Origin of the sequence: Dyadobacter soli, from assembly GCF_900101885.1 — a bacterium.
GTDB lineage: Bacteria > Bacteroidota > Bacteroidia > Cytophagales > Spirosomataceae > Dyadobacter > Dyadobacter soli.
On the sequence record NZ_FNAN01000015.1, the window covers coordinates 18,613 to 43,608 of the forward strand.

The window sequence follows — 24,996 nt, forward strand, 5'->3', positions numbered from 1 at the left end:
AACTTAGATTTTGCGGCAACTTGCTACTTCTCTGAGGAAGTTGTCGCGATATTTTGAAATCGTGAAATTTTGAGAAACATGGTCGCGCGCACGTTCGGCTATGCCTGCGTACAAGCTATTATCATTGAGTAATCTTTCAAGTTCAATAGCCAGCCCGTGTTCGCCGGAACGGAAAAGCAAGCCGGTTTGCTCATGCTGCACGATCTCGCTGGTGCCTGCCGAATCGTACGCAACCACTGGAGCGCCATACATCATACCTTCGATGGTGACGCGCCCGAGCGCCTCGTTGAGGGAGCACATCAGTAATACGTCGAGCCGGCGATAGATGCTTTGAATATCTTTGGTAAACCCCGTGAACCGGACATGATCGCTTATCCCAAGGTCCTGTATACAATTCGCAATTTCCTCATAATAAGCCGGATCACCAATTTCGCCTACAATTTCCAGTTCAACAGCAATGCCTTTTTTCAGGAGCGCATTCACGGCTTTTACGGCAGTCAACTGGCCTTTGGCGGGAACGATAATGCCTACAATGCCCAATAAGGGCGTCCCATTCCGCGTGCGTGAGCGAATGGCGGGAGGCGTGTCCACAAGTCCATTGTAGATTATGACATGCGGTGCGGTTACGCCCGCTTCGATCACCCTTTTCTGGGCAACGCTTTCTGAAATGCAGATTATGCGAGCCGCTTTGTTAGCCCAGAACCGGAAAGATGATCTGCCGAAGTTATATTTATAATCGTAATCCTCGTACACGAACTCGCGGATGTGCCATAGGTGCTTGCGACCTGAAAAGAAAGCGACGAGTGCTCCAATGAAGATGACCGAGGAGTTGGTATGGATCAGGTCGATTCGTTTCCGGATAACCAGCATTGCCATGTACAATGCGGCCACAATATTGAATCCAAATCTTTTAATGCTGTGAAACCATTGCGGAAATCTCGGGTCCTTGTGAACATCGTTGGCAAACCTGACGACTTTGTATTCGATGCCGTTTTGGGCCAGCTCCTTAGTGAAGTCGCCTTCTTCCAGGCATATCACCCACCAGTCGATCTCGTCACGCGTGGCGGTGAGTAATGTTAAAAGCGACCTGTTGGCACCGTAGAGTGTGCTGTAATGGCTGAATGACAATATTTTTGGCTTTGTTCCGGTCTTCATGACTTACTTTTCAAATGGCTCAGCTTTTTGACATAAGGTTCAATCAGAGGGAAATTAAAGGCGGCGGTTACCAAACCCATGATACAAAGTTTGATACCCAGTGAGATAATCACTATGGAAGGCCCCGAAGTCCAGCTGGCAGCGATATTTGCTTCCAGCAGGTAGGCGATTATGAGAACCACTAACGAGGGGATCCGCCGTGCAAGCAATGCGTAAAGTTCATAAACACGCTGTTGCAGCACCTTGTTGATCAGCATGTAAAACACGACCGAAAAGTTGACGTAAAAGGCAGCGACCAGCAGGATCGCCGTCATTTCCAATGATTTGAAATACAAAACACCACACAGGATAGAGAGGACTGTGACCGTACTGCAAATCAAGCCGGTGGTGAAGAGCAGATCGGTCCTTCCGGCAGCCTGAAAAATAGCACCGCTGCTGGACATCAGCATTTGTATCCAGATCGAAATACTGAGAATTCGGAGGATAGGCACTACCCCCAACCATTTTTCACCCAGAAATAGCTGGATGAGTTCCGGAGACGAGAAATAGATGAATACAGACACTGGCAGCCCGAGGATAGCCAGTATTTTCACAATTTTAATGTACTCCTGAAAAATAACCGCCTTGTTATGCTGGTACTTAGCCAGGATCGGGTGGATGACGGGCGTTATAACATGCGTGAGGTTCGATACGGGGTACATCATCAGCTGATAAGCCTGATTGTACAATCCCAGACCTGCATTTCCTATGAACTTACCCACGAGGATGTTATCGAGGTTCCTCGAAAAGTAGTTGATACAATTGAATGCAAACTGGTACGACGAATACTTCGCGATTCCCCGTATTCCGGAAAACGAAATGCCGGAATGGATTTTCAAGCCGGAGTTGACAAAATAAAGCGAAAAGACGAGGATGCTAAAAGCGATTGAACGCCAGACAATGGAGAAGAAACTGAAATCGTGGTAGGCAAGAGCGACGCCCAGGCAACCGGTCAGAAACGTGCTGGTTACGTCGATAAGACCGATGGTTTTAAATGCCTGTGCCTTGATGAGCATGTTTTTGGGAACGATGCACAATGCACTGAAAAATACCTGAATGGCTAGCAGCCGGCTGATTTTGATGTAAACGGGATTGTCGTAAAACGCCGCAATGGGGTAGGAAAGTAATGCAAATCCGGTTGCCAGCACGACGCTTAGCAGAATGCTTACTTTAAATATGTCCGAAAAATCTTTACCGGTAAAATCCTGCTTCTGAATGATTGCCGAGCCCAGCCCGATGTCGCTCAGGATGCTGAAAAACGTGATGAAAACAGTTACTACCCCTACAATTCCGAACTCCGCAGGGGAAAGCAAACGGGCCAGCATTGAATTTATGACCAGCCCCAGCAGTATTCCACTGTATTTCGTGATGAATACGATGATTGCCCCTCTCTTGATTTCCTGCTGAACTTTCATTGACCAGTTATATTTGAACGAGTTCGGGATCGTTGGCAATGAATGTAGCAGATACCTGCGAGGTAAACCGGGTAATCAAAAAACTAAGCATGTGTATTAAGTTGAGTATTGGCGCACTTACTGTTGTTCGTTTGCGCCCGAAACGATCTTCTGTATTACTTGTTCTTTAACGAGAAGGATGTATAAAAGGGTGAAGAAGCCGCCGAGGAAGCCCCATATCAAACCAATGCGCAACCTTTTGGGACTGCTTTTAGCCAATGGTACTTTCACCGGTTCGAGCACCTTAAACACCGGCCGCTCCTCTTTTACATTTACTTTGGCCTGCTCATATCTCCGCACGAGGTCGCTGTAAAGCGATTCCGACAGCACATATTCAGCTTGCAGCCGCTGTTCTTCAATTTTGGCAGTATTTGAAAAGATATTCCTGTTCTGGTCACGGTAGCTCTGGAGCGCATATTCTGCCGAGCGAAGTCTGGTTTTGGCTTCTTTCACACGGTCGGCGAGTAACCCTTCGCGCTGGCTGGCCTTGGACGAGCGGTAATCTTCCACGTAGTCGATCAGGTATTTTTGGGCTGCTTCGACTACGATTGCGGAAACAAAGGGATCAACCGTTTCCGCGCTGATGTCGATTACGCCGCTTTTCGGATCAACTTCTGCCGAAAGCATGGAAATCGCACCGATTACATTGGATTGCTCCTGAAGTGAGTAAGACAAGATTCCGTCTTTATTGAGCTTGATCTCTTTCTTCGGCGCATCCGATGATGAGGAGGAGAACAGACCGGAGAACAAACCTGGTTTCTGCTGTGCACGCATGAAATCCAGCAGCGTTTTATAAGGCTTATTGGTTTGATCGACAACGGGCTGTTTCAGGAGAAATTCGCCAAAGGGCGAGCTCTGCATGATGTTCGGGTAAAGGTCTGGTTGGAGTTTCTCCGCACCTTCGCCGAGTCCGGCGCCGAGCAGTGAGAACGAGCTCCTTCTGGAAGCACCATATTCAGGCAGCAGGCTCACTTTGGCTTCGTACTTTTTGGTGAGTGTGAAGCTGTAAGCAATACCGATTATTACAGACACAACCGCGACGATGATCAACAATTTGATATACTTTCCTAGGAACAGGATGATATCGGTGAAACGTATTTCCGAAGCGTCGAACGATCTTTCCGTGATGTTGGCTACTTCCGGCTTTTTTTCTGGATGGGATATCATGGTTAATTTCTGCTCAGGGTAATTGCCGCCAGGGTGATCGTACTTACAATGGATGCGACGAAAGAGAACAATGCGATGCGCTCACCAGGTGTCCGCTGACGATCCGGCTCGGCTACCTTCACGGGGACGGTCACGACCGCACCTGGCTCCACTTTCGGGAAGGATTTAAAGAACAGAAAGCTTTTTGTCCGATGCGTCCGGCCATTGGGGTAAGATACGAACACACGTTTTTTCCAACCTTGCTCGGTGTAACCGCCAGCCTGAGATATGTAATCCTCGTAACCGAATTTTGGATCGAAGTTCATCACGGACGGATTGTGCACGCCCCCTTGAATCCGCACTGTTTCCAGTCGCCTCGGGATGATCAGCGTGTCACCATGCATCAGCAACAGGTTCGATGAAAGCGACGGCTTATTGATAATTGCTTCGATATCGACGGCAATGAGCTCCTGGCCCCGGTAGAAACGTGCTCCGGGCAGATAAGCTTCGGACCGGAGGCCGCCTACCTTGCCGAACAGATCCGAAATGCGTTCGAAATTGTTGATAATAGTGTAGTTACCCGGATACCGGACTTCACCGATGATGGTAACCGATTTTTGAGCTTCGTATCGTGGCGACTTGCGTACCACGATAATGTCCTGTGGTTGCAGTTTGAACTTCTGATCATCAGGGTTCAGTACCAGGTTATCGGCTACGTCGATCGAGAAAATGCGAACGTTTTGCGAAGCAGGCAAATCAAGTGTATCGTTCTTTACACGACGAGATACTTCAATGCGATAAGGGATACCGCCTTCGGTATAGCCACCGGCCTGGAAAATAAGGTCGGCGATCGTAATGTCTTTATAATAGTAATAGTTTCCTGGGTTGATCACCGAGCCGCTAATGGTCAGGAAAGTAAATTCTTTCAGATCCTCCACCGATTTGATGGTCAGAATATCACCTGCCAGCAATGGAATGTCCGAAATTTCACCATTCACAAGTTTCCGGAGATCGATTGCTACGATACCCGTTTGGGTTTCGCCGCTGGACCTTTCCAGGATTGCCCTGTTCAGGAATGCACGCGGGCTGAGTCCCTGCGCCATCTGGATCAGTTTCAGCACCGAGTTGCAGCGCTCTTCCAATGCGTACGGGCCCGGTACCGTCACTGCACCGCGTATCTCGACCTGGTTTGCTACGACATCCAGGATTCGCTTTACATTGAAAATATCACCGTTTTTGGGTGCGAACGTCTCGATCTGAACAGAATCGATGCTACCGATCATGTAATTGGTACCGGTATTCCGCTGGTAAGTGAAAGTTTTGGTATAAGCTTCCGGTGTAAACCCGCCTGCATAGCGGATAAGGCTTGCCAGGCTCTCGCCTGCTTTCGCTTCGAAAATGCCGGGACGTTTCAATTGCCCATTCAGTTCGATCCTCGTTTCAAAAGGTCGGATAAGGATAATGTCCTGGTCTTGCAGGGCTATATTGTCGCGCAGGTCGGCATCGACGAGGAAGCGGTAAAGGTCGATTGTGCGGATGACCTTGTTGTTGCGTATCACCTCGATATTACGATACGAACCGTTCAGGCTTGGTCCGCCGGAAATCGAAAGGGCATTGAATGCGGTAGCGAGTGACGATACGGTGTATGTGCCGGGACGTGCAGCCTCGCCTGTGATCATCACGTGTATGCTGCGTACATTACCCAGCGTGATCGACGAGTAGGTACCCGAACCCGGGCGGTTGAGCGTCGAATAGGCCTGGCGCAGGCGGTTGATAATACGTTCACTAGCTTGCTCGATAGTCAATCCATTGACATACACCGGCGCGAGATTGAGCATTTTGACGGTTCCTTCCGGGCTGATCTTCATGCGGAAGTTATCCACAGCATTACCGTAGATATCCACCACAATCTCATCTTCCGGCCCGAGAATGTAGTTCCGGGGCGTGGCAATGCGCAGGTTGGGCTCAAATGTGGAGCGGGTCCGCGAAAAGAAGTTATATCCGAATGTGCGTCTTAACCGGCGGTTGCGCGCACGACGCGCGCTGGTGGAGTCGCGTTCGTTGTTGGCTTCATCGTCCAGTTCATCCGCTTCGTCCTGCTCCCTGGTTTCATCCAGTTCATCGCGATTCGGATCCTCCTGCTGCTTCTCGTCGGGCTTCTGTTGCAGCCGTTTGCGCATGGTCGATATCTGGTCAAGCGTATAACCTCTCTGCAATGCAGCCCGTTCGATATCCATATCCGACATACCCGCCGATTTGGCCTGGTTGTAGAAGTCGACAGCCTGCTGGTTGGTCACCTGGGAAGGGTCGACTTTGGGTTGCGTCGGGTCCGTCGGGAGCTGTGGAGAAGTGTTGTTTTGAGCAAAGACGCCGATGTTGATCAACAGGAGCAGCAACAAAAAGGCATTCCTGAAATTACTTCTTACAAAGGATTGATAATGCATGCAGTGTAGTTTAATTACAATCAGGACCGCTCCGTTTCCGGGTGGTCCTGCGGTTAAATATAAATGATGCCCGGGGCAAATCTACAAAATCTATTTTTATTTAAATGATCCGTCGGATCGATCCGGCTCTGATCACGAACCGGCACCTTCTACCCGGATTGCCAGCTCTTTAAGCTGCCCGTCCGATATCGTCGAAGGCGAGTCGATCATCACGTCCCTTCCGGAATTGTTCTTAGGGAATGCAATGAAGTCCCGGATCGAATCCGCCCCGCCGAAAATCGAGCAAAGCCTGTCAAAACCGAATGCGATACCGGCATGAGGAGGAGCTCCGAATTCAAATGCATTCATCAGGAAGCCGAACTGCTCCTGCGCCTCTTCGGCCGAGAATCCGAGGATCTCGAACATTTTCCGTTGCAGCTCTTTTTCGAATATCCGTACAGAACCTCCGCCCACTTCAACGCCGTTGATTACCATATCGTATGCATTGGCCCTTACTTGTCCCAGATTTCCATCGAGCAATCCGATATCCTCCGGTTTGGGGCTGGTGAACGGGTGGTGCATTGCAAACCAGCGGTTTTCCTCTTCCCCGAATTCGAGCAGAGGGAAGTCGATTACCCACAATGCACGGTATTCGTCGGGATTGCGCAGCCCCAGGCGGGAACCTATTTCGAGGCGCAGCTCATTGAGTTGCTTACGCGTTTTGTCGCCCTGGCCCGACAGAATCAGTAACAGATCACCCGGCTTGGCATCGAACGCTTCAACCCATTTTTTAAGCTCTTCTTCGGTATAAAATTTGTCTACGGACGATTTGATCGATCCATCGGTATTGTAACGAACGTATACCAGCCCTTTTGCGCCGATCTGCGGGCGCTTGATCCAGTCCGTCAGTTCGTCGACCTGCTTTCTTGTATAACCCGCGCAGCCGGTGGCATTGATACCCACTACCAGGCCTGCATCGTCGAATACGCCGAAGCCTTTTCCGGAAGTAAGGTCGCGATCTTCCCCTTTCAGTTCCACAAACTGCATTTCAAAACGAATATCCGGCTTGTCTGAACCGTAAAGGCGCATCGCGTCCGCGTAGGTCATGCGGGGAACTTCGGGCAGGTCTATATTTTTGACTTTTGCGAAAAGTTCGCGGATCATGCCTTCGAAGGTGTTCAAAACGTCTTCCTGCGTCACGAACGACATTTCACAGTCGATCTGGGTGAATTCCGGTTGGCGGTCGGCGCGCAAATCCTCATCACGGAAACACTTCACGATCTGATAATAACGGTCGAAACCGGCCACCATCAGCAATTGTTTGAATGTCTGCGGGGATTGGGGCAATGCATAGAACTCGCCTGGGTTCATACGGCTCGGTACCACGAAATCGCGGGCACCTTCCGGCGTCGATTTGATAAGGACCGGCGTTTCCACTTCGATAAAATTCAGGTTGTCCAGGTAAGTACGGGTGTAGCGTGCCACCTGATGGCGCAATTGCAGGTTTTTACGAACCACATTCCGGCGAAGGTCGAGGTAGCGGTACTTCATGCGGATATCGTCGCCGCCGTCGGTTTCGTCCTCGATCAGGAACGGAGGGAGTTTCGCGGGGTTCAGAATGCTGAGTTCAGCCACGCGGATCTCGATGTCGCCGGTTGCGATCTTGTCATTTTTTGCGAGACGCTCGATCACCGCACCTTTGGCCGAAATTACGAATTCGCGGCCCAGCGAGCGGGCGGTTTCCAACACATTTGCGGGGGTTTTACCCTCTTCGAAAAGAAGCTGGGTGATGCCGTAACGGTCGCGTAGATCGAGCCAGATCATGCCTCCTTTGTCGCGGACGCGCTGAACCCAACCACACAATACAACGTCTTGATTTACATGTTCTAAGCTTAATTCCCCGCAGGTATGTGTACGTAACATATAACTATTTTAATACTGATATAATGAAAGTCGCTGATAATAAATGCGGCAAAAGTACGTATTTTTAGCAAATCTAACATGAAGTGTTTTTTATGAAAATATATGGCAGCGTAGGCGGACGAGTGGGGTTGGTACTTTCATCACTTGTTTTTTCCGTAACCTGTTCATGCAGCGACCCCGAACCTTCCCCCGGCGGAAGCGGCCTGTCGGACCAATTTGAAACAGCCCCAGAACAATTCCCGATAGCTTCCGGGGTGATCGATGAAGCGTCCGGTCTCGCGGCAAGTGCTACCATGCCCGGTTACCTCTGGACGATCCAGGATTCCGGCCAGCCCAATGCATTGTACCTCATCAGCAAAGACGGTAAAAGCATCAAACAATATAATGTACCCGGCAGCAACAACCACGATTGGGAGGAAGTGGCGGTAGGCCCCGGCCCCGATAATGGCGTTTCCTACGCATACATCGCCGACATCGGCAACAACAATCAGCCGGTGACTTCTACGAACACCATTTACCGCATTCCCGAAATCACAGGAACGGATGGTTCGTTCAGCGAGAATGCTTTGCAAAAAATCACATTCAGCTATCCCGACGGCCCCCGCGATGCCGAAGCATTGATCGTCGATCCGGTAACAAAGGACATTTTCGTATTGTCGAAAGAATTGCGGGGCACAAACATTTACCGTCTTGCATTTCCCCAGTCAACAACGGATGTGAGTGTGGCCGAAAAGGTCGGTACTGTTCCGGGCGTGTTATTTGCAACGGCGGCCAGCATTTCCAGGGACGGTAGTGAAATAATGGTTCGCACGTACACGACTGCATATACTCCGGCTGTATATTATTGGAAAAGGAACAATGGCGAAACTGTCGCACAAACACTCGTCAAATCCGCCAATAAAACTTTGATGGTCGCGCTTGAACCGCAGGGCGAGGCGATCTGTTTTGAAAACGAAGGCAAAGGCTTCTACACTTTGAGCGAAAAGGGAAATGCCGCCAGCGTATCACTGAATTTTTACAAGCGAAAATAATCACAAACTATGATCAGAAATTTACTCCGCGCAGCACTCCTCGTGCTGGCGCAGCACGTTTATGGGCAAGTCGCTTCCGACGAGCAGTACATCCGTGAAAATTATTCCAAAGCCGAATACGACATTCCGGTAAGAGACGGCGTGAAGCTGCATACCATCGTTTACTCGCCCAAAGACGCCTCCGCGGACAAGAAATACCCCTTTTTAATGCAGCGCACCTGTTATAGTGTAGCGCCGTATGGAGCCGACAAATACCCGCCTCGCATTGGCCCAAGTCCCGCACTCATGCGCGACAAGTTCATATTCGTCTACCAGGATGTGCGCGGGCGTTACATGAGCGAGGGCACGTGGACGAACATGACCCCGCATATCGATCAGAAGAAAGGTAAGAACGACGTCGATGAGGCGTCGGATACTTACGATACGATCGAATGGCTGCTCAAAAACGTAGCCAACAACAATGGCCGGGTAGGGCAATGGGGTATTTCGTATCCCGGCTTTTATACTACCGCCAGCGCATTGGCCGGGCATCCCGCATTGAAAGCGTCGTCTCCGCAGGCTCCCATCGCCGACTTCTTTTTCGACGATTTTCATCACAATGGCGCATTTACACAAGGTTATTACCTCACATTTCCGGTGTTCGGCATTAAGCCGCCGAAGCCTACGAGCGATTCCTGGTTCACGGGTGAAATGTTTACCCCGAAGCCGGATGGCTATACATTCAACCTGGAAATGGGTTCTTTGAAAAATTTCGACAAATACTATTCCCAAAACTTTTACTGGCAGGAGACCGTCAACCATCCTAATAAAGACGAGTTCTGGAAGAAACGCGACATCCTGCCGCATTTGAAAGGCGTAAAACATGCATTCATGACCGTAGGCGGCTGGTTCGATGCGGAGGATTTGTATGGCCCTTTGAATACCTATAAAACCCTTGAAAAGAACAATCCTTCCATGTATAACACATTGGTGGTAGGGCCGTTCGGCCACGGCCGTTGGAGCCGTGAAACCGGGCATACACTGCATAATGACATTTATTTCGGAGATAGCATTGCCACTTTTTACCAAAACAATATCGAAGCGAAATTCTTTAAGCACTTTTTGAAAGAGGCGGGAGACGGAAAAACCGGTTTGCCGGAGGCATATTTGTTTGACACGGGAAAAAAGGAATGGAAGACATTCGATAAATGGCCGGCAGCCAATGTAGAAAAGCGCAAATTGTATTTTCACGCGAAAGGCAAGCTGGATTTCAATGCCCCGAAGGAAGGTAAATCGGTGACCGAATATGTAAGTGACCCGCTGAAACCGGTTCCCTACACGGCCAATTACAAGCAGATGTCGGGCTTCACGCCATTTGAGTACATGTCGGAAGACCAGCGCTTTGCTGCTACCCGAACCGACGTCCTCGTTTTTGAAACAGATATTTTAACCGAAGATGTTACCCTTGGCGGCGAAATCAATGCATTGCTGAAATTCAGCACGACAGGTACCGACGCCGATTTCTTCGTGAAACTGATCGACGTGTACCCCGACGACGAAAAGAACCACGCCTATATGCCCGACCCGAAAGTGGTGCTGGCCGGCTACCAGCAAATGGTACGCAGCGAGGTAATGCGTGCCCGCTTCCGCAACAGTTTTGAAAAGCCCGAACCCGTAATCGCAGGCAAGGTTACCGACCTGAAATTCCGTTTGCAGGATGTGCTGCATACCTTCAAAAAAGGGCACCGCATTATGGTGCAGGTACAGAGCACGGCATTCCCGCTGTTCGACCGCAACCCGCAGAAATACGTAGAGAATATTTACAAAGCGCAGGATTCCGACTTTACCAGCGCCAAACACACTATTTATCATCAGGCCGACGCTCCAAGCTCATTGGAAGTGGAGATCATTAAATAGGCCGTTTTTATGAATTCAAAAATTTTTGTGATGAGTTTGATGACAGCATCGGCATTGTCGGGGCACGGCAATGCACAGCAACTGAAATACCCTGACACGAGAAAGCAGGAGCATTTTGACGAATACCACGGCGTGAAAGTGGCCGATCCCTACCGCTGGCTCGAAGACGACCGTTCGGAAGAAACTGCGGCCTGGGTGAAGGCGCAGAACGAGGTTACCTTCGGCTACCTGAATGCGATCCCGTTCAAGGAAAAGATATTCGACGATCTCGAAAAGGCTTATAACTATCCCAAATATTCCGCACCGGGAAAGAAGGGCGAGTATTTCTATTTCTACAAAAACGATGGTTTGCAAAACCAGGCCGTACTGTACCGCCAGAAAGGGCTGAACGGCAAACCGGAAGTCGTGATCGACCCGAACAAGCTTTCGCCGGACGGTACAACGCGGCTTACTGTTTTCAGTTTATCCAAAGACGGTGCTCACGCCGTATTCGGCTTCTCGAAAGGCGGCTCCGACTGGCAGGAATATCAGGTGATGGATATGAAAGACCTCTCCATGCTGGCCGATAAGGTAGAATGGGTGAAGGTTTCGGGTGCTTCATGGCAGGGTGATGGCTTTTATTACAGCCGCTATCCCAAGCCGGACGGCAGCGCACTAGCTGCCAAAAACGAAAACCACCAGGTGTATTTCCACCGCATTGGCACGAAACAGGAGCAGGACAAACTCGTATTTGAAGACCAGGCTAACCCGCAGCGTTTTCACACCGTGGGTACCACCGAGGACGAGCAATATGCAGTGCTGAATGTAAGCGACCGCGGAAAAGGCAAGGATGGCAATGCAATTTGGGTATTGAAAAAAGGGGAGAGTCATTTCGTACCCGTCCGTGAGGAGATCACCGACGCCAGCTTCCGCATTATCGAAAACATCGGCCCCGATTTCCTGATCGAAACCAACGACGACGCTCCGAATGGAAAGGTAACGCTTTTCAAAACGGCCGGCAGGACTTGGGAAACTGTGCTGCCAGAACGCCAGGAGCCGCTGGAATATGCACAGCTGGCAGGCGGAAAGTTGTTTGTGTCGTATCTGAAAGACGTTACGAGCCGTGCGTACGTGTACACCCCCGCGGGCAAGCTCGAAAGCGAGATTGTATTGCCCGGGCTCGGCGCAGCGGCGGGTTTTGGCGGAGATAAAGAGGATACTTTCGTGTTTTACGCATTTACCTCTTTCAATTACCCGTCGACAATCTTCCGCTACGACATTGCGAGCGGTAGAAGCAGTGTATTCCGCGCACCCGAAGTTGCATTCAAGCCGTCGGACTACGAAACGAAGCAGGTATTTTATCCAAGCAAGGACGGTACCCGCATTCCGGCGTTCATTACCTATAAAAAGGGTTTGAAACTGGATGGTGGCAACCCTACAATCCTGTATGGTTACGGCGGCTTTAATGTGAGCCTGCCGCCTGCGTTTAGCCCTACCCGTATCCCGTTTTTCGATCAGGGCGGTGTGTTTGTACAGGCCAATCTCCGGGGCGGCAGTGAATACGGCGAGAAATGGCACGAGCAGGGTATGAAGCTGAAAAAGCAGAATGTGTTCGACGACTTCATCGCGGCGGCGGAGTATTTGATTCGTGAAAAATATACATCGCCGGAAAGGCTGGCCATTCAGGGCGGTTCCAATGGCGGGTTGCTGGTGGGTGCGGTGATGAACCAGCGTCCGGAGCTTTTCAAAGTGGCGTTGCCGGCAGTAGGCGTAATGGATATGCTCCGTTTCCACAAATTTACTATCGGCTGGAACTGGATCGCCGATTATGGCAGCAGCGATAATGCGGAGGAATTCAAGGTTTTACATATGTACTCCCCGCTCCACAATATCAAAGCAGGCGGACATTACCCCGCAACCATGATCACCACCGCCGATCACGATGACCGCGTAGTGCCCGCGCATTCATTCAAATACGCCGCGGAATTGCAGGCACAAGCCGGCAGTACTTCCTCCAACCCACTACTCATCCGGATCGACACCAACTCCGGCCACGGCGCGAGCAACACCAAAAAAGCGCTGGAAACCCAGGCGGATATTTACGCTTTCCTCTTCCGCAACATGGGCCTCACCTGGAAGTAATTAACAGGTAATCCATACGACAATATTAAGCTTCAATAATTTTTTGTAACCGGTGCACATTTTATTGTGCATTCGGTTACATTTGTATATACAACATTCTTACAGTACCGGCAGCATCTTCTGCCGTCCCAGGCACCCGCTCAACGTTTTTCGGAGAATTTCATTAACCCTTTTTTTGACGCTATGAAAAGATGTCTACTTGGGCTTATCGGCCTTGTTATTTCTATTAGTTCATTTGGCCAGTCGCTGGAAACGGATCGGCAGGCGCTTGTTGCAATTTACACCAAGGCTAATGGCCCGGATTGGGGGCTCAATTGGGTAGTACCGGGGAACACCGGCGACAATCCTTGCGGGTGGGATGGCGTGACTTGTGCCGGTGGCCGCGTGACACGACTGCGCATAGACAATATCCGGCCTGCAACACTGCCGGTAGAAATCGGGAATCTGTCGGAACTGACCCACCTTATTATGAATTCGGGATATCTGGGGCCGGGATTTATGGGAAATATCCCCGCTGAGATCGGTAACCTCTCCAAGCTCGAATACCTGGATCTTATGGGTAATGTTTTCAACGCGGACGGCATATCTGCCATTGGTAGCCTTACCAGCCTGAAACAGCTGCATATGACACTACCGGGAAACGTACCTTCCACGTTTGCAAACCTGGTCAACCTGGAACGATGCACACTGGGCAGGTTTGGGCCTATGGACGGCCAAATTACAATTGCATTTCCTGATGCTATTTACCAGTGGTCCAAAATCAAATTCCTGCGCATGGCGGGCGTCATTTTCTCAACGCCAATGTCAAGCCAGATAGGAAACCTCACTACGCTCGATTCGCTGGAATTAACCAGATCACTTTGGGGAGGCGGTGGTTCAGGCGATCCTGTTTGGGGAAGCATTCCCGCTGAAATGGGTAACCTCACCAACCTGCGCTACCTGAATCTTTCATCTAGTGGCCTTACCGGGCAAATACCATCGTCATTGAGCTTGCTGTCAAATTTAGAGGTGCTTGATTTGAGTTATAACGCGCTTACAGAAACAATTCCCGCCGTTACCAATTTTACGAAAATTAAGAGAATGGACTTATCAAATAACGAACTGGTGAGTATGATACCGGATCTATCAGCCATTCCCTTATCCGCGAATGTTAATATTGCCAATAACAAGTTTTCGTTCTCGGGGATGGAAAATAATATCGCTTACCTCGACACTTATTCCCCGCAAAAAGATATCAGAATTGCCGTGGGATTCCCAACAGGCCCTCTGAATGCGGAAGCAGGAGGAATGATATCAAACAACGTGTATAAGTGGTATTTTCAAGATCAGCTGATATTTACCGGCAATGGAAACAGTGAGTTAATGTTTTCAGAGAACGGTTTATACAAGGTACAAGTTACCAATGCATTGGTGCCAGGCCTTGTTTTAAAAGGCGAGGTAGACGCGACAATTCTTCCCGTTACCCTTATCTCTTTCGAAGGCAAATCGCAAGACAACCAAACCAAGCTCACCTGGAAAACCACTTCCGAAACCAACAACAAAGGATTCGAAATCGAGCGCAGCGCCGATGCGCGGACGTTTGAAAAAATTGGTTTTGTAGATGGCAGCGGTGATTCGAAAGAGAATCAGTTTTATCACTTTACCGACCTGGATCCATTTGCAAAAAGCTATTACCGCTTAAAGCAATTGGATTACGATGGCAAATTCGAGTATTCGACAGTCATCGCCGTGAAGGGCGAAGGGGCGATTTTGAAAGTTTACCCCAATCCTGCACAGGAATATCTGACTATATCAGGCATTGCTCAAAAACAGTTCTTCTCGATTACCGATCAAAGCGGACGCATTGTCCTGGAAGGTCAGGTGGCGGATAAGGGGCAGATCAGTATTAAGAATCTGGTACCGGGCCGTTACGTCGTGCGAATAGACGGTGAGAGCAGCAGGTTATTGATCCATAGATAATCGTAAATAATCAGAATACTGATGCGAAAACTATTATTACTTCTTCTACTAGTTTCCTTAAAATCATTCGGGCAGACGCTGGAAACGGACCGTTTGGCCTTGGTGGCTATCTACAACGGGATTTCGGGACCGAACAACCATCCCGAGTTTGAAAATTGGGTTGTGCCGGGCAATACGGGTGACAGTCCGTGTGGATGGAATGGCGTTACCTGCGAAAGTGGCCGGGTAACGAAGTTGAATCTGAGGCATAGCGGGATTCGAGGTACGCTAGCTCCGGAGGTAGGTAACCTCACTGCATTGACCACCTTGGACCTCACGGGCGTCGGCGCGGAGTTGGGCGCGTGGGCGGGCGAGCTCCCGGCAACGATAGGCAATCTTACGAATCTTGAATATCTGTACCTCAGCGAAAACAGGTTCGGTACCGCGAATATGGGCGTCATCGGAAACCTTACCAAGCTGAAAGGTTTGTCTTTAACTCCGCTGGGGCCGATACCGTCGCAGCTGGCAAACCTGGTCAACCTTGAAACACTGTACCTTGGTGCCGACGAAGCGCTGGGCGGCGGTATTCCCTCCGAGTTCCCGGTTTTTCTGACAACATTACCCAAATTGAAAGAGCTCTACCTCATCCAGCAGGTAACAGGCACCCTTCCTGCCGAAATAGGAAATTTGTCGAATCTGGAAGTTCTGGTACTCGACCGTAACTTCTCCATGGACGCTCATTTGCCGACCGGAATAGGTAATCTATCGAATCTTACAAGACTGAAAATTAGCCAGCTGAATTCGATCTCGGACCTAGGACCGATTCCGTTTGATTTGGAGAACTTTCCGGATCTTGAAGAGTTAGAAATATCAGGAAGCCCCTACTCGGGAGCACTGCCTGCTGACTTGTGGAATCTTACCAAGCTTCAAAAGTTGAAAATCGGTTCTACAAATATGAACGGACCGGTTCCTGCTGCTATCAGCAATTTACCCAATCTGACTCACCTGGATTTAGCAGGCAATGCTTTCAGCGGCCCGCTTCCGAGCCTCTCCAACATCCCGGTTTCGGGATTTGTGGATTTGCAGTTTAATGCTTTCACATTTGCCGGTCTGGAAGAGAATATCAGTAAGCTCGACCTTTATGTGGTACAGGCCAAAATTCCTGTGTATGCGCAATTTGTTTCGGGCGGTGCAAAACTGTATGCGCAAGTAGGCGGCACATTGGCAAATAATACCTATAAATGGTTCAAAAATAATGTGCTGTTTGCCACCAACATCGGTGATAGTACATTGACCGTAACCGAAGAGGCTGCCTACCGGGTGGAGGTAACCAACAGCGTCGTTACAGGGTTGACATTATCTAGCAATGGTTACAGCTACGTAAAGCTCCCCGTTACCCTTGTCTCCTTCAACGGCAAATCGGTAAACAACCAAACCAAACTCGCCTGGAAAACAACCTCCGAAACCAGTAACAAAGGCTTCGAAATCGAACGCAGCGCCGATGCGCGGACGTTTGAGAAAATCGGTTTTGTAGATGGCAGCGGGGATACGAAAGAAAATCAGTTTTATCACTTTACCGATCTCAATCCGCTCGCAACAGGCTATTACCGCTTGAAACAGTTGGATTATGACGGAAAGTTTGAACACTCGAAGGTGATTGTTGTACGGGCTGGTGAGGGAATTGTCAAGATGTATCCGAACCCTGCGCAGACGGAACTTACTGTCGAAGGTGCTGCGGAAAACGAACCGGTGTCGGTATTCACGTCAGCGGGCAGGCCGGTCGTAACCGGGGCGAAACTATCGGGTGGTAAGTTCGATGTGACAGATTTGAAAGAAGGGATCTATACCATCAAAATCGGCGATGTTGCGAAGAAATTGCTAATAAAGCGGTAGTCCAGTAAGGTTATTTTCCTTTTTAGTGGTCTGAACTGTTACAAGCACGGTTCAGACCATTTGTTTTTTATCAAAACTTCCAATTCTCACATTAATTCTCGATTTATTTCAACATGCAGGATACAACAGGACGGTGTGCATTGCTAAGTTTCCTAATCTTGCACATACGTTCAGAGTAGTATTAATCTGTTAAAATACTTTCAGCAAAGAAGAATTTCTTACCTCAAAATCGATAAATAATCAGGAAACAAATATGAGCAGTTCAAATGTAAGCCAGTACAGGTACGTAAGCTATTTATGGGATGAAGAGAAAGCCGCTTCCCTGGGTGATGATCAGGTTGCACTTCTTCTGTACCGTTCAAATCTGTTGGGTGCCGATCTTCGCCTGACCAACTATGCTGGTGGAAACACGAGCTGTAAAACCATCGAAAAAGATCCGTTGACGGGCAACCCCGTCGAGGTAATGTGGATCAAGGGTTCGGGCGGCGATATTGGTACTTTAACAAGAAGCGGACTGGCCGGTCTGTACGTCGACCGCCTGCACAGCCTGAAAAACATCTATCGCGGACTGGAATTCGAAGATGAAATGGTAGAGCTGTTCAACCATTGCATTTACGACCTGAAATCGAAAGCCCCGTCGATCGATACGCCGCTGCACGGTTTGCTGCCATTCAAGCACATCGACCACCTGCACCCCGATGCATTGATCGCGATCGCGGCATCTAAGGAAGGCGAGGCTATCACCAAAGAACTGTTCAACGGCGAGCTGGCGTGGGTACCCTGGCAACGTCCCGGTTTCGACCTCGGTTTGCAACTGGAACAGGCATTGAACGACAATCCAGGTATTCGTGGGATCGTTTTGGGCGGCCACGGCTTGTTTACCTGGGGTGATACTGCTTACGAATCATACATTAATACGCTCGATACCATCGAGAGAGCGTCGGAATACCTGGCTGACAACTATGGCAAAAGCCGTCCGGTTTTCGGTGGCGCACGCCTGGAAAGCGAGCCGAAAGAGCGCCGCGCTTCGATAGCGGGCAAACTCGCTCCTTATCTGCGCGGGTTGGCTTCGGAAAAACAAGCCATGATCGGCCACTTTACCGATGATGAGCGCGTGCTCGAATTCATCGCAAGTCATGACCTGGACAAACTGGCGCCACTCGGTACCAGCTGCCCCGACCACTTCCTGCGCACGAAAATCCGTCCGTTGGTACTCGACCTGCCATTCGAAAAACTCGAAGCGGCCGATGCCGAAATCCTCGATCACATCCGTCCGCAATTCGAAGCATACCGTGAAGATTACGTTGCTTATTATGAGCGCTGCAAGCATTCCAACAGCCCCGCGGTTCGTGACCCGAACCCGGTGATCATCCTCTTGCCAGGCGTGGGTATGTTCTCGTTCGCGAAAGACAAGCAAACTGCACGTGTAGCGGCGGAGTTCTATATCAATGCTATTAATGTAATGAAAGGCGCCGAGGCGATCTCTTCTTACGTTTCATTGCCGGAGCAGGAAGCATTCGACATCGAATACTGGTTGCTCGAAGAAGCGAAATTGCAGCGTATGCCGAAAGAAAAATCGGTATCCCGCAAAGTAGCGTTCGTAACAGGCGGCTCGGGCGGTATCGGTAAGGCCATCGCTCAGAAACTGTTGCAGGAAGGTGCTTGCGTAGTGATATCGGATATCGATGAAAAAGCATTGGCGGAAACCAAAGCGGAATTCGATGCGAAATTCGGTAAGGACTTCTCCGACACCACCGTAGCAAACGTGCTCGACGACCAGGCGATCAAAGACGCATTGCACGCAACCAAACTCAAATACGGCGGTTTGGATATCGTGATCAACTGCGCGGGTCTGTCCATTTCGAAACCATTGGCGGACACGACTATCAAAGACTGGGATATTTTGCAGGATGTGTTGGTAAAAGGCCAGTTCCTGGTATCGCAGGAGTCGGTGGCGATCATGCGTCAGCAAGGCCTGGGCGGTGACATTATCAACATCGCGAGCAAGAATGGTATCGTTTCCGGCCCTAACAATGTGGCTTATGGAACGGCTAAGGCTGCTCAGCAGCACATGTCGCGCCTTTTGGCTGCCGAACTCGGTCCGGACAGAATCCGCGTGAACGTGGTGAACCCCGACGCGGTAATTGCCGGAAGCAAGATCTGGGAAAGCGGCTGGGCTGCCGGACGTGCGAAAGCATACGGTATCAAAGTGGAAGAACTTCCTGCTTACTACGCGAAAAGAACTGTTTTGAATGCAGAAATCCATACGGACGACATCGCGAACGGCGTGTACATCTTCGTGAGCGGCTTGCTCAACAAGAGCACCGGAAACGTGATCAACGTCGACGGCGGTGTTCCTGCGGCATTCCTTCGCTAGTTATCAAAATATGTTAAATCAGACTTGGCGGGTTGTTCCAACTTGCCAAGTCTTTTTAATTCTATCCAGATGAAAATTGAACAATATCAGATCGACCAGCATAACGACAGCCTTTTTTCGCGGCATAACAACCAGTACATCTTCCTGCAAGAGCAACTGGGCGAGCAGGGTATTCATGCCAAAGACATTGTAAAACAGCTGGAAGCATTCCAGGTGGCGATCCCGAGCTGGGCATTGGGCACCGGCGGCACGCGCTTCGGCCGATTTTCGGGCGTAGGAGAGCCTCGTTCATTGGAAGAAAAAATCGAGGACGTTGGCTTGCTGCATGCATTGAACCGTTCAAGCGGCTCTATTTCGCTGCATATTCCCTGGGACATTCCCGGCGAAACACAGCCCATTATCGACCTGGCAACGTCGCTGGATTTGAAATTCGATGCCGTTAACTCCAACACATTCCAGGATCAGAAGGATCAGGAGCTTTCCTACAAATACGGCTCCCTCTCGCACGTGGACGCACAGGTTCGCAAGCAGGCGGTAGAGCATAATATCGAAGTGATCAAACACGGCGTGAACCTCGGTTCCAAAGCATTGTCGATCTGGCTTTCGGATGGCTCCTGCTTCCCAGGTCAGTCGAACTTTGTCAAAGCATTCCAGAACACACTCGAATCATTGCAGGAAATTTACGCGGCATTACCCGACGACTGGAAGGTTTATGTGGAATACAAAGCCTACGAGCCTAATTTCTATTCGACAGTTATTCAAGACTGGGGCAGCTCGCTGCTTTTCTGCCAGAAACTCGGCCCGAAAGCGGATGTGCTCGTCGATTTAGGCCACCATTTGCCCAATGCAAACATCGAGCAGATCGTCGCGACATTGATGATGGAGGGGCGTCTGGCAGGTTTCCATTTCAACGATTCCAAATATGGTGACGATGATTTGACAGTAGGCGCTATTCGCCCATACCAGCTGTTTTTAATTTTCGTAGAACTAATAGAAGGCATGAAACGCGCCAACCGGGCAAGCGACACGTACGCCTGGATGATCGACGCGAGCCATAATGTGAAGGACCCGCTGGAAGATTTGCTGCAATCGGTAGAAGCGATATTGATCGCCCAGGCCCAGGCATTGCTCGTCGACCGCAAGAAACTGGAACAGGCCCGCAACGAAAACGACGTGGTACTGGCCCAGCAAATCCTGCAAAATGCATTCCGCACCGACGTGCGCCCGCTCGTACGCGAGGCCATGCGCCTGAGCGGTGGCTCCCTCGACCCGATCGCATTGTACCGCCACCTCGGCGTCCGCAACGAGTTGCTGAACGAGCGTGGGAAGCTGACGGTAGCGACCGGACTTTAAAGCGATTTCCGCCTGATCAACGTAAACGGGTTCTTGATAATGGCCCGTTTACCTTCTTTAATGATTTCTGCCGCGGTTTTACCCATTTGCTCGTGATCGGTGGAAATCGTGGTAATGCCGTCGAGCAGGATTTCTTTCAGCGGCGTCTCGTTGTAGGAAATAATGCCGACATCCTTTCCCACCACAAGCTGCTGTTCCTTACATTTCTTGATGAGGTTCACCAGGTCGTTTTCCTCGATCACCACATAGGCCGTATCCTTCACGGCCATGCCGTTTTCGTGAAAATCATACATGATTTCGTGCTCGAACTCGTGCTGAATGCAGAAAATGCGGAAGCCCTTGATGATTTCCTTCGGGTAGCGGATCATCGTTGGGAAAATGAGGATCAGCTTTTTGTAAACTTTCAGCAAATCCACGGCTTCATTGAGCGCGTGCACAATGTCCTTCTCGAAATTCTGGAAAACGGATGAATGCTTTTTGCTGTTGAACTCCATGTCCTTGTCGAGCAGGATTAGCTTCTCCGGCGGGATCATTTTCAGCGTTTCAATGGCCTCTTCGGCTTTTTCGTAGAAATGGGGCATGATCACGTAGTAATCGTACTCGCCCAGGCTGTTCTTGATCAGGTTTTTAAAAATATTGGTATTGGAGTGATGGATATGCAGGTCCACATTCACGTTCCGACCGATATTCTCTACAAATGCATTGTAAACCTGCTTTTTATAGTTGCTTATCTTATTAAAAACCAGCAGAATGCGTAGCGAAGTTTCAATGTCCACGCGGTTGATAAAATAACCTTTTCCGCGGACTGAAATCAGTACGCCGTCTTTGATGAGATGCTTGTACGCCTTTTCGACGGTATCACGGGAAAGCAGGTATTCCTCACTCAACTGGTTAATAGAAGGGATCTTATCGCCGCGTTTTAGCTTTCCTTTACTAATCGCCTGCAACAGCGATTTAATGATTTGCATGTACTTGGGTGCACTCTCCTTGAACTCAATGTCAAATTGTATTTCCATTCAATACCGTGGGTTGGGGATCAAGCTAAAAATAACATTTTTATCTGTTTCCAAAGCGTAAATCGAAAGTCTTGATAAACAAAAACAACCCGGTGAAGAATACTACTATCCCGCCGGGTTGTTTTTATGTTAAGCGTTGAAATTATCTGGGGCCTCTGCTGCTGCGTTCGCTGGAACCGCCGCCTCCGCCACGGTTTCCATTATCGCCACCGCCGCGATTGCCGCCTCCATTGTCGCCGCCGCGGTTACCGCGATCGTTGCTGCGAGGCTCCGGTGCGCTTCTTTCCTGGCGTTCCACACGCGGTGCGGGCTCATACGACCGGTTGCTGCGTTCCTGTCTTTCGGGACGTTCTACATTCGGGCGTTCTGCGCTCGGACGTTCCACTCGTTCCGGACGGTTTTCAAATCCGCGGTTGCGTTCGGGACTGTTGCCCGGGTTGCCGTAGTCGCGGCTACGTTCCGAGCGGTTTGGCGCTTCGTAACGATCATTGCGGCCGGGGTTAGGCGTTTCGTTGCGGTTATCGCGGCCATCGATCGGCGTCGATTCGCGGTTACGCTCCGCACGGTCGTCGCGGCCATCGAACGGGCTGCGCGAGCCACGTCTTGAATTATCACCCGGTTCAATGCGGCTGTTGTCGTTGCGGTTGCTGCGGTCGGTGCGTGGGCTAGCATCGATGGTGCGGTTTCCACGGCCGTTGTCGCGGGTACCGTAGTCGTACCGGCCATTGCCACGGTCGGCGATAATTACCCGTCCTCTGCCTCTCGGGCTGGCGTCGATCGTACGTACAGGCACGCTTCTGCGGGTAATGCGCTCGATCTCGTCGCGGCGCGGGCCGTATACATAGGTGCGGTTGTTGCTGCGGTAATAGTTATTGATGATAACCGTATTATTGTAATAGTGCGATACGCGTCGCGCAGGGGCGCAGTACGAATGCCAGCGCGGGCTCAGCACATAGCGTTGCGGAACGAAAACCCACCAGAACGACGGAATATTGATCGAAACATTGATATTCACGCCCGGTCCCAGCGGTGCCCAGCCGTAATAGCCGCCGCCCGAACGCCAGTTTACCCACGCCGGGCCCCATTCGTAATCGGGAACCCAAAACCAGCCGTAGTAGTCGTCGTGCGACCAGCGGCCGTAGTGGAAAGGTGCCCAGCCCCAGTCATATTCCGAAACCCAGGTATTGCCATATTCTGTCTGTTCCCAGTAACCTGCGGTGGAGTAGGGCTGAAAACCACGGGGAACGTCCGGGATCCAGACGGAACCGTAATGCGGATTACGCACCCAACGGCCATAAGGGGCAAGCTCGTCGTAAAAAGTTTCAAAGGTAATCCTGAAACCAGGTTGTGCCTCGGTTTTGTTGGAAACTGAAACGCCGACGAACATGAATAGGAACAAGCCGATAATTCTTAATGTACGCATGGTGTCCATGGCTTTATGTGTTAATTGTTTTCCTGTTGTTTAAAAATCGATTCTTGGACGTTACTTTTAGATCCTGGTTTAATGGGCCCGCCGGACATTAACACGTGTTAACAAAACTTGCATTACAAATGATCGATCCTGAAATCCTGCACCCCGAACTGGTCTTCCAGACAGCCAGGAGCGGTGGTAAAGGGGGGCAAAATGTGAATAAGGTAGAAACAAAGGTAGAACTGCGTTTTGATATCCCGAATTCGCAGTTCCTGACCGGCGAGGACAAGCAAAAGCTGACCGAAAAATTATCCAACCGATTAACGAACGGTAAAGTGCTCGTATTATACCACCAAACCGAGCGCTCGCAACTGGCCAACAAAGGAAAGGTTGTCGAGAAATTCGACCGGCTTATCCGCCAGGCGCTTACCGTTGAGAAGGACCGTAAACCCACCAAGCCTACATTGGCCTCCAAACTTGAAAGGTTGAGGGCCAAGCAGCGCAATGCCGCCGTCAAATCGATGCGCCGCAAGCCTTTTGACGATTAAACGAAAACATTTATATGACCGCCGCCACTCCTGTTCAACCCAAACTCAGTGCCGTTTTTACATTACCCGTCATAGTAGCCTCACTGGGCTATTTCGTGGATGTTTACGATTTGCTGCTCTTTAATATTGTTCGCGTTCCGAGCCTGAAAGATCTCGGGCTTTCGGAAGAAGAAATCTCACAGATAGGTGCCAATATTTACAACTGGCAGCAGGCCGGCTTGCTGATCGGCGGTTTTTTATGGGGGATTTTGGGAGATAAGCTCGGCCGTCGCTCGGTGCTTTTCGGCTCGATATTAACCTATTCCCTTGCGAATATCGCCTGTGGCTTTACACAAAATGTCGAAATCTACTCGATACTGCGGTTTATCGCCGGTTTCGGCCTCGCCGGAGAATTGGGAGCTGGCATTACGTTGATCGCCGAAATACTTCCCAAAGAATTGCGCGGCTACGGCGCATCGGTAGTAGCGAGCGTGGGCCTGGCAGGTGCCATTGCCGCATTCTTCGCAGTGAAACTGACCGACTGGCGTATGGCCTATTTCATTGGTGGCGGAATGGGTTTGATACTGCTGATCCTGCGCGTAAACGTGCTGGAATCCATTGTTTTCAATAAAAGCCTTGAAAAGCGCGGCTCAAAGCCGGTACCCTGGTGGACGATCTTTACGAGCTGGTCACGGTTTGTGCGCTACATGCGCTGCATGGGCATCGGCCTACCGACTTACATGGTCATCGGCATTTACTCCACATTCGGGAACGAGTTTGCGAAAGCATTAGGCATTGCGGAAGAGATTCAGGCAGGTACCTGCGTGCTGTACACATACATAGGCGTGGTCACGGGTGATTTTTTCAGCGGGATACTGAGCCAATGGCTGCATTCGCGCAGAAAAGCCATTTTATTAATGATGCTGATGACGCTCGCAGGGGTAGCGTGGCTGCTTTCCGGCGGTATCAATAATGCTGATACGTTGTATATCTGCTATGTATGGCTCGGCTTCTCGATCGGGTACATTGCGATGTTTCTCACTACCACCGCCGAGCAGTTCGGTACCAACCTCCGCGCGACGGTTACTACTTCGGTAGCCAATAATGTGCGTGCTACCGTGTTGCTGACATTGCCATTGTTCCAATTCCTGAAAAAAGATTCGGGCGTGCTGCACTCGGGTGCGATCGTGGGCGCGATATGCTTCTCGCTGGCCCTGCTTTCGCTTTGGAGAATGGAGGAAACTTACGGTAAGGAGCTGGATTACGAGGAGAATTAAGTGTATTCCAAAGATT

The 24,996-nt window shown here is 50.2% G+C and carries 16 protein-coding genes; 9 read left to right on the forward strand and 7 right to left on the reverse strand.

Annotation, left to right across the window (positions count from 1 at the left end; translation table 11 throughout):
- Positions 1-3: 3 nt before the first annotated feature.
- From BLQ88_RS23815 to aspS, 5 genes are all read right to left on the reverse strand, one after another.
- On the reverse strand, positions 4-1,155 hold the full coding sequence (locus BLQ88_RS23815) for a glycosyltransferase family 4 protein (RefSeq protein WP_090155168.1): 1,152 nt from the start codon (positions 1,153-1,155) through the stop codon (positions 4-6).
- Entirely contained in the window at positions 1,152-2,609 is a 1,458-nt protein-coding gene (locus BLQ88_RS23820) for a lipopolysaccharide biosynthesis protein (protein ID WP_090155170.1), read from the reverse strand. Before BLQ88_RS23820 ends, BLQ88_RS23815 begins: the two co-directional genes overlap by 4 nt.
- A gap of 117 nt (positions 2,610-2,726) precedes the next feature.
- Positions 2,727-3,815, reverse strand: coding sequence for a Wzz/FepE/Etk N-terminal domain-containing protein (locus tag BLQ88_RS23825; protein ID WP_090155172.1), 1,089 nt, complete (start codon positions 3,813-3,815; stop codon positions 2,727-2,729).
- A gap of 2 nt (positions 3,816-3,817) precedes the next feature.
- On the reverse strand, positions 3,818-6,238 hold the full coding sequence (locus BLQ88_RS23830; RefSeq protein WP_090155174.1) for an SLBB domain-containing protein: 2,421 nt from the start codon (positions 6,236-6,238) through the stop codon (positions 3,818-3,820).
- Positions 6,239-6,370: 132 nt separating this feature from the next.
- A complete protein-coding gene (gene aspS / locus BLQ88_RS23835; protein WP_090155176.1) occupies positions 6,371-8,140 on the reverse strand; it encodes an aspartate--tRNA ligase in 1,770 nt (589 codons plus the stop codon).
- 92 nt (positions 8,141-8,232) lie between these two features.
- Between aspS and BLQ88_RS23840 the strand changes: the two genes are divergently transcribed.
- The 7 genes from BLQ88_RS23840 to BLQ88_RS23870 all read left to right on the forward strand — a co-directional run bounded on the left by BLQ88_RS23840 (position 8,233) and on the right by BLQ88_RS23870 (position 20,749).
- Complete coding sequence (locus BLQ88_RS23840; RefSeq protein WP_090155178.1) at positions 8,233-9,171, forward strand: PE-PGRS family protein; 939 nt, start codon at positions 8,233-8,235, stop codon at positions 9,169-9,171.
- Between the two features lie 9 nt (positions 9,172-9,180).
- A complete protein-coding gene (locus BLQ88_RS23845; RefSeq protein ID WP_090155180.1) occupies positions 9,181-11,067 on the forward strand; it encodes a CocE/NonD family hydrolase in 1,887 nt (628 codons plus the stop codon).
- Between the two features lie 9 nt (positions 11,068-11,076).
- Positions 11,077-13,188 (forward strand): prolyl oligopeptidase family serine peptidase, encoded by a 2,112-nt coding sequence (locus tag BLQ88_RS23850; RefSeq protein WP_374754770.1) that lies wholly within the window; start codon positions 11,077-11,079, stop codon positions 13,186-13,188.
- Between the two features lie 183 nt (positions 13,189-13,371).
- Positions 13,372-15,147: a T9SS type A sorting domain-containing protein gene (locus BLQ88_RS23855; protein WP_090155182.1), complete on the forward strand. Its 1,776-nt coding sequence runs from the start codon at positions 13,372-13,374 to the stop codon at positions 15,145-15,147.
- A 21-nt stretch (positions 15,148-15,168) separates the two neighbouring features.
- On the forward strand, positions 15,169-17,019 hold the full coding sequence (locus tag BLQ88_RS23860) for a leucine-rich repeat domain-containing protein (protein WP_090155184.1): 1,851 nt from the start codon (positions 15,169-15,171) through the stop codon (positions 17,017-17,019).
- Positions 17,020-17,272: 253 nt separating this feature from the next.
- Positions 17,273-19,396: a bifunctional aldolase/short-chain dehydrogenase gene (locus BLQ88_RS23865; protein ID WP_090155186.1), complete on the forward strand. Its 2,124-nt coding sequence runs from the start codon at positions 17,273-17,275 to the stop codon at positions 19,394-19,396.
- Between the two features lie 69 nt (positions 19,397-19,465).
- Complete coding sequence (locus tag BLQ88_RS23870) at positions 19,466-20,749, forward strand: sugar isomerase (RefSeq protein ID WP_090155188.1); 1,284 nt, start codon at positions 19,466-19,468, stop codon at positions 20,747-20,749.
- Here the strand turns inward: BLQ88_RS23870 and BLQ88_RS23875 are convergent.
- Positions 20,746-21,765, reverse strand: coding sequence for a GntR family transcriptional regulator (locus BLQ88_RS23875; protein WP_090155190.1), 1,020 nt, complete (start codon positions 21,763-21,765; stop codon positions 20,746-20,748). The genes BLQ88_RS23870 and BLQ88_RS23875 overlap by 4 nt on opposite strands.
- Positions 21,766-21,907: 142 nt before the next feature.
- Entirely contained in the window at positions 21,908-23,188 is a 1,281-nt protein-coding gene (locus BLQ88_RS23880; protein WP_229212830.1) for a DUF6600 domain-containing protein, read from the reverse strand.
- A gap of 128 nt (positions 23,189-23,316) precedes the next feature.
- On the opposite strand from BLQ88_RS23880, the gene arfB reads away from it, so the two are divergent.
- Together arfB and BLQ88_RS23890 are read left to right on the forward strand one after the other, a co-directional pair.
- Positions 23,317-23,724 carry an alternative ribosome rescue aminoacyl-tRNA hydrolase ArfB gene (arfB, locus tag BLQ88_RS23885; protein ID WP_090155194.1) on the forward strand — a complete coding sequence of 136 codons (408 nt, stop codon included), beginning with the start codon at positions 23,317-23,319 and terminating at the stop codon, positions 23,722-23,724.
- 14 nt (positions 23,725-23,738) lie between these two features.
- Positions 23,739-24,980 carry an MFS transporter gene (locus tag BLQ88_RS23890; RefSeq protein ID WP_090155196.1) on the forward strand — a complete coding sequence of 414 codons (1,242 nt, stop codon included), beginning with the start codon at positions 23,739-23,741 and terminating at the stop codon, positions 24,978-24,980.
- The last annotated feature ends 16 nt before the right edge of the window (positions 24,981-24,996 follow it).